Here is a 12,827-nt window from a genome sequence, read left to right as displayed (position 1 = left end):
CATCTCCCTGATAACACCCCGTGATTTCATGAAATCCAGGCGATGACTCTGGCTTTCGTGCGCTGAGGCGTCAGCAGCCCAGCCGCTGATACGCCATGATCATCCAATATCATTTCGTGTCATTTTCTATCATGGAAATCGTACTGTAGAGCTGATTTTTACGTACTACTTAAGTCTAGTTGAGATATTAAACATTGGTCTAATGTGGTTTAAGCAGTTGATTATCAAGGTTTTAGTATAAATGAAATGACTTGCGTCAATCAGTGTTAACGCTATGATTTGATGCTGATGTCATGGCGTTTGAACATGCATCAATAAAAACGCACGGTCGATCTTCGTCAACTAACGCCAGCCTGGACAGATCAGGTCCGATCGTATCCGCGGGATCGTCCGATACTCGGCGTGACAGCAGTCGAAAACGATAGCCGTCGACAACATAGCAATAACGAGCGCTACGAGAGGAATTCCAGATGAGACTTGCCCTGTTTGTTTCAGGCATCGGTATCGCGGGCCTGGGTGCCTGCTCCGCCGCCATGGCGCAGAGCACGGAGATCACCGTCGCCACCGTGAACAATCCCGACATGGTGACGATGCAGAGCATGATGTCGGCGTTCAACGAGGCGCACCCGGACATCAAGGTCAACTGGGTGACGCTGCCGGAAAACGAACTCCGCCAGAAGGTCACTACCGATATCGCCAGCGGTGCCGGCCAGTACGACGTCGTCACCGTCAGCAACTACGAGACCCCGATCTGGGCGCAGAACGATTGGCTGGCGCCGATGGAAAACCTGCCTGCCAGCTATGACGTCGATGATCTGCTCAAGCCGGTGAAAGAGGGGCTGTCGGTGGATGGCACGCTCTACGCGCTGCCGTTCTATGCGGAGTCCTCGGTGACCTACTACCGCAAGGACCTGTTCGAGAAGGCCGGTATCGAAATGCCGGACAAGCCGACCTGGACCCAGATCGAAGAGTTCGCCTCCAAGATCCATTCTCCTTCGGATGGCGTCTACGGCATCTGTCTGCGCGGCCTGCCGGGCTGGGGGCAGAACATGGCGCTGTTCGGCACCATGATCAACAGCTTCGGTGGACGCTGGTTCGACATGGACTGGAATCCGCAACTGACCAGCGACGAGTGGAAGAACGCGGCCAACGCGTACGTCGACCTGCTCAACAACTATGGCCCGCCGGGCGTGACCTCCAACGGTTTCACCGAGTCCGAGACGCTGTTTGCCAACGGTCAGTGCGGCATGTGGGTCGACTCCACCGTGGCGGCCAGCTATCTCAGCGATCCGGAGACGTCCCAGGTGGCGGACAACGTGGGTTTTGCTCAGGCGCCGTACGAGACGACCGAGAAGGGCTCCAACTGGCTGTTCACCTGGGCGCTGGCCGTGCCGCAGTCATCCAAGCATCAGGAAGCGGCGAAGACCTTCGTCGACTGGGCGACCTCCAAGGACTACATCCAGGCCGTCGCGGATGACAAGGGCTGGCTGGCGGTGCCGCCGGGAACGCGCCAATCCACCTACGCCAGCGACGAGTACGTCAAGGCAGCACCGTTCGCGCCGCTGGTCGAAACGGCGATCAAGAGCGCCAGCCCGAACGATCCCAGCGCGCAGGAAGTGCCGTATACCGGCGTGCAGTTCGTCACCATCCCGCAGTTCCAGGCGATCGGTACCCGTGTCGGTCAGCTGATGGCAGCGATGCTTTCCGGTCAGAGCAGCGTCGAAGAGGCGCTCCAGCAGGGGCAGACCTTCACCGACCGCATCATGCAGCAGACCGGCAAGCCGCAGTAAGCGATTCGCCTGTGGACACCGCCGGTCGGCCGATCGGCGGTGTCGCTGCGTAAGTCGGACCGTTTAGCTGGACTGTTTAGCTAAATCGTTTAGCTAAATCGTTTAGCTGAACCGTTTGGCTGAACCGTTTAGCCGGACCAGTGGTTGCGTCACGCAATCCAAAAGCCACGGGAATCACGCATGAAAGCCATTTCTCGAACCGTCTCGACCGCCACGCCTTCTGCCGAGGTTACCGGGGCGCGCTCTTTCGCCCGTACCACACGACTGTTGATGGCGCCGGCGGTCATCTTCCTGCTGATCTGGATGCTCGTCCCGCTGGCGATGACCATCTATTACTCGTTCCAGCAGTACAACCTGATCATGCCGATGTACAACGGCTTCGCCGGGTTGAACAATTTCGCGATTCTGCTGGGCGACCCCACGTTCTGGAAGTCGTTGGCCAATACCCTGATCATCGTCGCGGCCAGTCTGGTCATCACGGTGTGCCTGGGTCTGGCGCTGGCGCTGCTGTTCAACCGCACCTTCGTCGGACGTGGCGTGGCTCGCACGCTGGCGGTGGCGCCGTTTTTCGTGATGCCGGTGGTGACCGGCCTGATCTGGAAGAACATGCTGTTCCACCCGGTCTACGGGTTGTTCGCCTGGGTGGCGCGGCAGCTGGGGCTGGAGCCGGTCGACTGGCTCGCCCACTATCCGATGCTGTCGGTGATCATCATGATCACCTGGGAATGGACACCGTTCGCGCTGCTGGTGCTGCTGACCGGCCTGCAGTCGCTGCCCGAGGATCAGATCGAGGCGGCCAGGCTCGATGGCGCCAATGCCTGGCAGGAGTTCCGCCATATCGTGGTCCCGCATCTGGGGCAGGTGCTCTATGTCGTGGTGATGCTGGAGAGCATCTTCTTCCTGACCTCGTTTGCCGAGATCTACACCACCACCAGCGGTGGCCCCGGGACCGCGACCACCAACTTGCCGTACTACATCTTCCAGACCGTGTTCCAGCAGAACGACATCGGCATCGCGTCGGCTGCCGCCATCGGCGCCGTGGTCCTGGCGAACATCTTCGCCATCATGCTGATTCGCTTCATTGCCGGGAACCTCAACGCGGGAGCCGCACGATGAAATCGCAACGGTTTGCCAACACTGCCATGGGCGTGCTCGCGTGGGTCGTGGCGCTGCTGATCTTCTTCCCGATCCTGTGGCTGCTGCTGACCGCGTTCAAGACCGAGCAGCAGGCCTTCACGGTGGTGCCGAACTTCTTCTTCTCGCCGACGCTGGAGAGCTTCAAGACGGCCCTGGCACAGGGCAGCGGCTACTGGCATTACGCCTGGAACTCCGCATTGACCGCCGTCGCCTCGACCGTCATTGGCCTGACGCTGGCGGTACCGGCCGCCTACGCCATGGCTTTCTATCCCAACAAACGCACCGACTTCCTGCTGGTGTGGATGGTCTCGACCAAGTTCATTCCGGCGGTCGGCGTCCTGATTCCGATCTATCTGGTCTACAGCGCGGTCGGACTGCTGGACAACGCCCTGGGGCTGACGCTTCTGTTCACCGCGATGAACCTGCCGATCATCGTGTGGATGGTCTACTCCTACTTCCGCGACATTCCCAAGGACATCGTCGAAGCCGCCGACATCGACGGCGCCAGCATCATGCAGACGCTGTTCAAGGTGGTATTGCCGCTGGCGCTGCCGGGGCTGGCTTCGACCGGGCTGCTGGCGCTGATTCTGGCGTGGAACGAGTCGTTCTGGAGTATCACCATGACCGACCACAGCGCGGCAACGCTGGCGGTCTACATCGCCTCGTTCAAGAGCGCCGAGGGGCTGTTCTGGGCCAAGATGTCCGCCGCTTCGGTGCTGGCGATCGCGCCGATCATCGTGCTCGGCTGGTTCACGCAACGCCAGATGGTCAGAGGGCTGACCTTCGGCGCCGTCAAATGACCGGCGATCGTGCTGGTACCGAATTTCATCGAGAGGGTTAACGACATGGCCATCGTCGAACTCAAGAACGTCGCCAAACAGTACGGATCAAGTGGCAACAACGCCGTCGACAATTTCAACCTCGTGACGCGCGACGGTGAATTCGTGGTGCTGGTGGGGCCTTCGGGCTGCGGCAAGTCCACCACCATGCGCATGATTGCCGGTCTCGAGCGCAATACCGAAGGGGAGATCCTGATCGGCGGCAAGGACGTCAGCCAGGTGCCGCCGAAAGAGCGCGATATCGCCATGGTGTTCCAGAGCTACGCGCTCTATCCGCACATGAGCGTGGCCGAGAACATGGCCTTCAGCCTGAAACTGAAGAAGCGCCCGGCCGAGGAGATCAAGCAGAAGGTCGACGAAGCGGCACAGACGCTGGGTATCGAACATCTGCTCGACCGCAAGCCGAGGGAGCTGTCCGGTGGCCAGCGTCAGCGCGTCGCGCTGGGGCGGGCGATCGTGCGCAATCCGCAGGTGTTCCTGATGGACGAGCCGCTCTCCAACCTGGATGCGAAGCTGCGCGTCGACATGCGCGCCGAGATCGTCAAGCTGCACAAGCGACTCAACGTGACCACGTTCTACGTCACCCACGACCAGGTCGAGGCGATGACCATGGGCGAGCGCATCGTGGTGATGAAGGACGGTAAAATCCAGCAGATCGATACGCCGATCAACCTCTATGATTTTCCGGCCAACCGGTTCGTGGCCGGTTTCATCGGCAATCCATCGATGAACTTCCTGCGTGCCGGGCATGCCGACGGCGTGGTCAGCGGCGAGGGTTACCGGCTCACGCTGGACGAAGCCCATCGCGCTGCCATGGCATCGGCAAAGAGGTCGGACGTCTGGGTCGGCGTTCGTCCGGAACACCTGCGGATCGGCGACGCGTCCGGTGCCAATCGTGTCGAGGGCACGGTGGATGTCGTCGAGACGCTGGGCGCAGTGACCATGGTGCAACTGAGCGTGGGGGAACATGCCGTCACCGCGCAGTTGCCGGGCCATCAGAAAGTCCAGATCGGCGACACGCTGACACTGACTTGCGACAGCGACAAACTGCACCTGTTCGACAGCGAGAGCGAGCTGGCCATCGGCCGCGAGCCGACATCACAGCCTTCGGCAGCCGCCGAAGCCTAGCCAGCGATTACGTGGTGCTCAGTATCTTTCCCGGAGCAGTGACTTTTTCAGGAGAAACCCTATGGCATCGTTGAATTCGGCGGTTCTCGATCAACTCGATGGCGCCGTCGCCAAGCCATCCTACGATCGTAGCCAGGTCACACCGGGCATCGTCCACTTCGGCGTCGGCGGCTTTCATCGCGCCCACCAGGCGATGTATCTCGACGATCTGATGAATCGAGGCGAAGCGCTGGACTGGGGCATCGTCGGCGTCGGCGTCATGCCGGGCGACCGGCGCATGCAGGCGGCGCTGTCGGCGCAGGATCACCTCTATACGCTGGTGATCAAGCATCCCGAAGGGGAGTATCAGGCGCGAGTCATCGGCTCGATCATCGATTACCGATACGCGCCGGACGACATCGAGGGCACGCTGGAGCTGCTGGCGGACCCGAAGATTCGCATCGTCTCGCTGACGGTGACGGAAGGGGGCTACAACTTCCACCACGTCACCGGCGAGTTCGATCTCGGCAACGAGGACGTCAAGCATGACCTGGCCTCGCCACAGGCGCCCAGGACGACCTTCGGCATTGTCGCCGAGGCGCTGGCCCGACGTCGCGAACGGGGCATCGAGCCGTTCACGGTGATGTCCTGCGACAACATCCAGGGCAACGGCGAGGTCGCCCACAAGATGTTCGTGGCCTACGCCAAGGCGCGGGACGCGGAACTGGGCGACTGGATCGATGCCAACGTCCGTTTCCCCAACTCGATGGTCGACCGCATCACGCCGGTGACCACCGATGCCGACATCGAGGAGATCCACCAACGCTTCGGTATCGAGGACCGCTGGCCGGTGGTGTGCGAACCCTTCACCCAGTGGGTGCTGGAGGACCACTTCAACAGCGGCCGGCCTGCCTACGATCAGGTCGGCGTGCAACTGGTCGACGATGTCATGCCCTACGAGCTGATGAAGCTGCGTCTGCTCAACGCCAGTCACCAGGCGCTGACCTATTTCGGCTACCTGGCCGGCTACCGTTACGCCCACGAGGTGTGCCAGGACCCGCTGTTCGTCGATTTCCTGCTCGACTACATGAATCGAGAGGGCACGCCGACCCTGCGGCCGGTGCCGGGCGTCGACCTCGACGACTACAAGCGCACCCTGATCGCGCGCTTCGCCAACCCGGAGATCAAGGACACCCTGGCGCGACTGTGCGCCGAGAGTTCGGATCGCATCCCCAAGTGGCTGCTGCCGGTAATTCGGGAACAGCTGGCGCAGGACGGCGAAATCCATCGCAGCGCCGCGGTCGTGGCGAGCTGGGCTCGTTATGCCGAAGGCGTCGACGAGCAGGGCGAGCCGATCGTGGTGGTCGATCGGCTCAAGGACGAGTTGATGGCGATCGCCAAGCGCAACCGCGACGAGCCGACCGCGTTCATCGAGAATCGCCAGCTGTTCGGCGATCTGGTCGACGACGAACGTTTCCGCACGGCCTACCTCGATGCGCTAGAACGGCTGTACCGGGATGGTGCGCGTGCCTGCGTCGAGCATCTCGTCGCCAATTGACCTCAGCGACTGACGGGGTAAGGTCGGCGTTCACGCCGGCCATGGCGCCGGGCTGGAATCTGAACTGATCGAGGGATGGATGCGATGTATATCGGTGTGGATTGTGGCACGCAGAGCACCAAGGTCGTGGTGGTCGATGGAAGCGACGGCCGCATCGTTGGCGAAGCCTCTCGTCCCCACAGGCTGGAGCAGGGCGACCACGGCCGGCGGGAGCAGCGTGTCGAAGAGTGGACCGAGGCATTTCGTGGTGCGCTCGGCGAGGCGTTGAGCAACGCCGGCGTGGAGGGGGCTGCGGTCCGTGCCATCGGTATCTCGGGGCAGCAGCACGGCATGGTGGCGCTGGATGGCGATGGCGTGCCGGTGCATCCGGCCAAGCTCTGGAACGATACCGAAACCGCGGAGTGGAACGAGCGGCTGATCGATCGGCTCGGCGGAGAGCAGGGCTGCATCGACAAGCTGGGCCTGGTGCTGCAGACCGGCTATACCGCTTCCAAGATCGCCTGGCTGCGCGAGACGCATCCGCAGGCGTATCGGCGGATCGCCACGCTGCTGCTGCCGCACGACTACCTCAATTTCTGGCTGACCGGGGAACGTGTCGCCGAGCCGGGCGATGCTTCCGGCACCGGCTACTTCGATACGCGCACGCGGACCTGGCGTCGCGACGTGTTCGAGATCATCGCCCCGGAGCTGGATGCCGACAGCGTGTTGCCCAGGCTGATCGATTCCCGCCAGGCGGTCGGCACGGTTCGCCCGGCGCTGGCGCGGGAGCTGGGCCTTGGCGACGACGTGCTCGTCTCCAGCGGCGGTGGCGACAACATGATGGGCGCCATCGGCACCGGCAATATCGAGCCGGGCCGCGTCACGATCAGCCTGGGCACCTCCGGTACCATTGCCGTCCATTCACCGGACCCGGTGGTGCCGGACAACGCCATGGTGGCGAACTTCTGCGCCAGCCACGGCGGCTGGCTGCCGCTGATCTGCACCATGAACGTGACCTCGGCCACGACGACGCTGCGGGAACTGGTCGGGCTCGATATCGAGGGTTTCAATCGTGCCGTCGCCAAGGCCGAGCCGGGGGCGGGCGGCATCACCCTGCTGCCGTTCTTCAGCGGCGAGCGGGTGCCGGCGCTGCCGCAGGCCCAGGCGAGCATGAGCGGCATGACCAGCTTCAACACCACGCCGGAAAACCTCTGCCGTGCCGCCGTCGAGAGCGCGACGTTCGGGCTGCGTTATGGCCTCGAACTGCTCGGCCCGCTGGCGAGCCAGGCCACCCAGGTACGTCTGGTCGGCGGCGGCGCGAAAAGTCCGATCTGGCGCCAGATCGTGGCCGACGTGCTCGATGTCGAAGTGGTCTGCCCGGAAGTGACCGAGGCGGCGGCCTTCGGCGGCGCGATTCAGGCGCGCTGGTGCGACGATCGCGAGTCCGCGGTGGCACTGGACGCGCTCTGCCGGGACTGGGTCAAGCTGGACGAATCCACCTTGACCCGCCCCCAACCGGAAATCGTGGCCAGCTATCACGGTATCTATCGGCGCTACCGCGACGCGCTGAGCCGCGAGCACGGTATCGCCTGAGTCTTCGGCTTCCGGCAGTCGGTGGCGGCTGTCGGGCCTTGAAATCAAGGCATCGTCTCCTCATCGATGAGTCATGGCACGGCGTTCTTTTCCGAAAGAATCCATGATGCCTCGATGACATGACTCTTTGCAGATCGCGATTCCCGATCCTGGTGACGGTGGATCGGATGCCGCCGATGAGGAATGGCCCGAAACTCGGCAAGGGTCACGGCGAGAGCCGGGCATCGGTGTTATGCTTTCAGGATCAGGATTGCGACGGGATGCAATCACACGCCACGACGATGGAGCGACTCATGACACAGCAACTCGACTCTCTCAAGCAACTTTCCATGGTGGTTGCCGATACGGGCGATCTGGATGCCATTCGCCGTTATCAGCCCCACGATGCGACTACCAACCCGTCTCTGATTCTCAAGGCGTTTGATCTCGAGGGTTATCAGGATCTGATCGAAGAGACCTTGAGCGCGGTCAAGTCGGAAATTTCCGACCCCGATGCCCGCATCGAAGAGGCGGTCGATCGCCTGTCGGTCGCCATCGGCACCGAGATCACCAAGCTGGTGCCCGGCCGGGTATCCACCGAAGTGGCCGCCAAGCTCTCGTTCGACGAGCAGGCGAGCATCGACAAGGCTCATCACCTGATCGATCTCTACGAGAAGCGCGGCGTCTCCAAGGATCGCGTGCTGATCAAGCTGGCCTCGACCTGGGAAGGCATCCGCGCCGCCGAGAAGCTGGAGAAGGAAGGCATCAACTGCAACCTGACGCTGCTGTTTTCCGATGCCCAGGCCCGTGCCTGCTTCGAAGCCGGCGTCTATCTGATCTCGCCGTTCGTCGGCCGCGTCACTGACTGGTACAAGAAGGCGACCGGTACCGAATCCTACGCGCCGGACGAGGACCCGGGCGTCAAGTTCGTTCGCGGCGTTTGCGACTACGCCAGCCGTTACGGCTATGACACCGTGGTCATGGGCGCCAGCTTCCGCAACACCGACCAGATCCTGGCACTGGCAGGCTGCAACCGCCTGACCATCTCGCCGGCGCTGCTCGAGGAGCTCGCCTCGGCGGAAGGCGAAGTGACCCGCAAGGTGACCGATACCGGTAGCGGCAGCGAGCGTCTCGACCCGATCGGTGAAGCGCAGTTCCGTTGGGAGCACAATGAGGACGCCATGGCGACCGAAAAGCTGGCCGAAGGCATTCGCACCTTCGCCGCCGACCAGAAGAAGCTGGAAGGTCTGCTGGCCAAGCGTCTCGGCTAAGTCTTTTCTTTCAAGCTTGATGAAGACACCCGGCCAATGTGCCGGGTGTTTTTTATTGGTGGACCGGACTTGGTGGTGGACCGGACCTGGCTGATTCTTGAGTGAAGAGGGCATCACTGATCGTGAATCAGCCATCCTCACCGTTGGTTGACGAGGGGGCTTAACGCTCGCCCCCTCGCCGCTCCCCCTCTTTTGACGCCGCCGGTCGGCGAAACCCTGGTCGCTCGAGTGACGAACTCGGGTCGGCGCGAAAGGGCATCCTGCCCAACGCGCCTCTTGCGTCATCCATGACGCAAGACCCGGTTCGACACTCGATTGCCCAGCGCCGTCCGGGAAAGGCGTCATCGGGTGGCAGTCGACGGGCTTTGAGGTCGAAATCTACCCGAGGCGTCTTCTGTCGATCGGAGGGGTTACGCCTTCTTCCACACGTCGGCCAGGATCTCGTAGGACTTCACCCGATCGGCGTGATCGTAGCAGTCGGTATTGACCATGATCTCATCGGCGCCGGTGCGTTCGAGCAATTCGTCCAGTTGCTGGCGAACGCGCTCCGGGCCACCGATGACGGCGGCGCCGAGATTCTGCGCGACCATGGCCTGCTCCTGCGGCGACCAGTCGAGTCTTTCCACCGGCGGCTGGGTGCGGGTGCTCTTGCCGCGAATCAGGTTGAGGAACTTCTGCTGCTGCGTGGTAGCCAGGAAGCGCGCGCGCTCGTCGCTCTCGGCCGCGACCAGCGGAATGCCGATCATCGCGTGGGGCTTGTCGAGCACGCCGGGCTGGAAGCCTTCGCGATAGAGATGCAGCGCTTCGATCATGTAACCCGGCGCGAACTGGCCGGCAAAGGCGAAGGGGAGCCCGAGCCTGGCGGCGAGCTGGGCGCTGTAGCCGCTGGAACCGAGCAGCCAGATGGGCACGTGCGTGCCTTCACCCGGAATCGCCCGCACCCGCTGGCCGGGCACGCTGTCGCCCAGGTAGCGGCGGAGTTCGTCGAGGCGATCGGGGAAATCGTTGACGCCGGCGCGGGGGTCGCGACGCATCGCCTGCATGGTGATGCCGTCGGAGCCCGGCGCACGGCCGAGGCCGAGGTCGATGCGATCCGGGTAGAGCGTGGCCAGCGTGCCGAACTGCTCGGCGATAGCCAGCGGCGGGTGGTTGGGCAGCATGATCCCGCCGCTGCCGATGCGCATGGTCGAGGTGGCCCCCGCGATATGGCCGATCAGCACGCTGGTCGCCGCACTGGCGATCCCGTCGATGTTGTGGTGCTCGGCCAGCCAGTAGCGGTTGTAACCCAGCCGTTCGGTCTGCTGGGCCAGGTCGACGCTGTGGCGGAAAGTCTCCGCCGGTGTGCCGTCGCGCGTGATCGGTGCCAGATCCAGCACCGAGAGAGGAATATCGGCAAGTCGTGACATGAGCGGTCTCGTCGGAGAAATGGGCGGGCGCTCGTTAGCGCCCTCATGATCCTCATCATGAGGGCGTCCGAGGTGAATGCAACCGATATGTGATATCGATTTTGTTTGGCACTCGGACGCGATTTTCCCGAGAGAGCGCTTTCGGGCGATGTCAGCAGGGGACAGGATTGGCTGACGGCGCCTGGCGTGCGCCGTCTCACTGCCGGGACTGAAGCCGATAACCCATCATCGAATAATCCTCCGGCGAATACGCTGAAAGGTAGACCAAGAAGCTAGCCCAAAGGGGACTTACGCCGGGGCCACCCTGACATGATATGTTGGAGTTCCTCGAAGCGTGACTCGAGACAGCTTGCAGTAGCGTCCGCAGAGGCAGAAGGCGTCGTCTACACTGGTGATGTCAAAGGAAATCAGCACAATCAAAAGGGGACGACATGCCCAAGCTTGGTAAACAAGGCGTATTCATCGTCTCGGCGGTGGTGATCGCGGCGATCGTAGCCGTTGGCGCCATTTTCCCGACTGGATTCGGGAATATCGCCAATGCAGCATTGGGTGCGACCACGCACTACTTTGGATGGTTCTATCTGCTGTCCGTGTTCGGATTCGTGGTTTTTCTGGTGGGGCTGGCGTTCAGCAAGTACGGGAAGATCCGTCTGGGACCGCAGGATAGCAAGCCGACCTACGGTTTCTTTTCCTGGGTGAGCATGCTGTTGGCGGCAGGGTTCGGTGTCGGCCTGGTGTTCTACGGCATGGCGGAACCGATGACCCATTACATGACGCCGCCCTACGGCGATGTAGCACCGGAATCCGCCGAGTCGGCACGCTATGCGATTCAATACGCTTTCTTCAATTGGGGCATTCATCAGTGGGCGGCTTTCTCGGTCGTCGGTCTGATCATCGCCTACTATCAGTTTCGCAAGAACCAGGCGGGCATGGTTTCCAACGTGCTGTCGTCGGTCACCGCCAAGCGTCCAAAGTTGCGCCGTCTCGGACCGATCCTCGATATCTTCGCCGTCGTCGCGACGGTGATGGGCGTGGCGACCTCCATCGGGCTGGCCGTGCTGCAGATCAACGGCGGCCTGCATTTCGTGTTCGATGTGCCTGAAAACATGATGTGGCAGTTCATCATCATGGGGGCGATGTTCATCTGCTACATGATCTCGGCGACGTCGGGGCTGGACAAGGGCATCAAGAACCTGTCCAACCTCAATCTGATCATCTGTTTCGCGCTGATGTTCTACATCCTGTTCACGGGACCGACCATCGCGATTCTCGAGACCATCACGCTGGGCATCGGCGACTACCTGCAGAACTTCATCGGCATGAGCCTGCGAATGTCTCCCTTCGATGACAGCCAGTGGGCGTCCAACTGGACGATTTTCTACTGGGCCTGGGTCATCGCCTGGTCACCGTTCGTGGGCACCTTCGTGGCGCGTATCTCGCGCGGGCGCACCATCAAGCAGTATGTCTTCGGCGTGCTCGTCGTGCCGCCGCTGCTGGCCTGCCTGTGGATCGGTGTGTTCGGCGGCGCCGCCATCCAGATGGAAATGAACAGCGATGCGGGTCTCGCCCAGGCGACGGCCGACAACATCACCTCGGCGCTGTTCCAGATGTTCGATCTGATGCCGTTCTCGAACGTGCTGTCGATCGTCGCGCTCTGCCTGATCTTCATCTTCCTGGTGACATCGGCGGATTCCGCGACCTACATCGTCTCGCAGATGACCGATAATGGCTCGCTCAATCCGCCGCTGATGAAGCGGATCATCTGGGGGGTACTGATCGCGGCGATCTGCCTCACGCTGCTTTCTGCCGGTGGCGAGAACGGGCTGAAAGGGTTGCAGTCGGCATCGGTGCTGGCGGCGTTGCCATTCACGTTCATTCTCTACGGCATGATATTCGTGACTCTGAAAGAGCTGCGCGCCGACCGCAAGGCGATGCTGACCGCGCTCTATCGTCGCCATAGCGATACGCCGGTAGGCGCCGATGCATTCGAAGCCGAAGAGCTGGCGGAGGAAGACCGTTACCGCCGCGCGCCGGACATCAAGAACCGTCGCATCAATCCGCGATAGTCGGGCGTGATATCGCGACGGCCCCGGTCCGCCAGGATCGGGGCCGTTTTCGTTGGTGGCATCGTTCTGCCGGCATCAAGTCGAGGGGCGAGGGGCGAGGGG

9 protein-coding genes are annotated in these 12,827 nt (G+C 62.1%); 8 read left to right on the top strand and 1 reads right to left on the bottom strand.

What is annotated here, in order from left to right; all coding sequences use genetic code 11:
* The first annotated feature begins 470 nt into the window (after positions 1-470).
* The 7 genes from BC443_RS00045 to tal all read left to right on the top strand — a co-directional run bounded on the left by BC443_RS00045 (position 471) and on the right by tal (position 9,253).
* Positions 471-1,790, top strand: a complete 1,320-nt coding sequence (locus BC443_RS00045) for a sugar ABC transporter substrate-binding protein (RefSeq protein ID WP_071229791.1) — start codon at positions 471-473, stop codon at positions 1,788-1,790.
* A 270-nt stretch (positions 1,791-2,060) separates the two neighbouring features.
* A complete protein-coding gene (locus BC443_RS00040; RefSeq protein WP_071229887.1) occupies positions 2,061-2,906 on the top strand; it encodes a sugar ABC transporter permease in 846 nt (281 codons plus the stop codon).
* On the top strand, positions 2,903-3,727 hold the full coding sequence (locus tag BC443_RS00035) for a carbohydrate ABC transporter permease (RefSeq protein WP_071229790.1): 825 nt from the start codon (positions 2,903-2,905) through the stop codon (positions 3,725-3,727). The genes BC443_RS00040 and BC443_RS00035 overlap by 4 nt, the downstream gene beginning before the upstream one ends.
* 45 nt (positions 3,728-3,772) lie before the next feature.
* On the top strand, positions 3,773-4,894 hold the full coding sequence (ugpC, locus tag BC443_RS00030) for a sn-glycerol-3-phosphate ABC transporter ATP-binding protein UgpC (RefSeq protein WP_071229789.1): 1,122 nt from the start codon (positions 3,773-3,775) through the stop codon (positions 4,892-4,894).
* Between the two features lie 61 nt (positions 4,895-4,955).
* Complete coding sequence (locus tag BC443_RS00025; RefSeq protein ID WP_071229788.1) at positions 4,956-6,431, top strand: mannitol dehydrogenase family protein; 1,476 nt, start codon at positions 4,956-4,958, stop codon at positions 6,429-6,431.
* Positions 6,432-6,515: 84 nt separating this feature from the next.
* A complete protein-coding gene (gene xylB / locus BC443_RS00020) occupies positions 6,516-8,003 on the top strand; it encodes a xylulokinase (protein ID WP_071229787.1) in 1,488 nt (495 codons plus the stop codon).
* Between the two features lie 293 nt (positions 8,004-8,296).
* Positions 8,297-9,253, top strand: coding sequence for a transaldolase (gene tal / locus BC443_RS00015; protein ID WP_071229786.1), 957 nt, complete (start codon positions 8,297-8,299; stop codon positions 9,251-9,253).
* Positions 9,254-9,663: 410 nt separating this feature from the next.
* On the opposite strand, the gene BC443_RS00010 is transcribed toward tal, so the two are convergent.
* On the bottom strand, positions 9,664-10,659 hold the full coding sequence (locus BC443_RS00010) for an LLM class flavin-dependent oxidoreductase (protein WP_071229785.1): 996 nt from the start codon (positions 10,657-10,659) through the stop codon (positions 9,664-9,666).
* A 431-nt stretch (positions 10,660-11,090) separates the two neighbouring features.
* On the opposite strand from BC443_RS00010, the gene BC443_RS00005 reads away from it, so the two are divergent.
* Positions 11,091-12,725, top strand: a complete 1,635-nt coding sequence (locus BC443_RS00005; protein ID WP_071229784.1) for a BCCT family transporter — start codon at positions 11,091-11,093, stop codon at positions 12,723-12,725.
* Positions 12,726-12,827 lie beyond the last annotated feature (102 nt).

This window comes from Salinicola sp. MIT1003, assembly GCF_001858555.1.
GTDB classification, from domain to species: Bacteria; Pseudomonadota; Gammaproteobacteria; order Pseudomonadales; family Halomonadaceae; genus Salinicola; species Salinicola salarius.
Note: the sequence above shows the minus strand (reverse complement) of the source record. Positions and strands in the feature narration are given on the sequence as shown.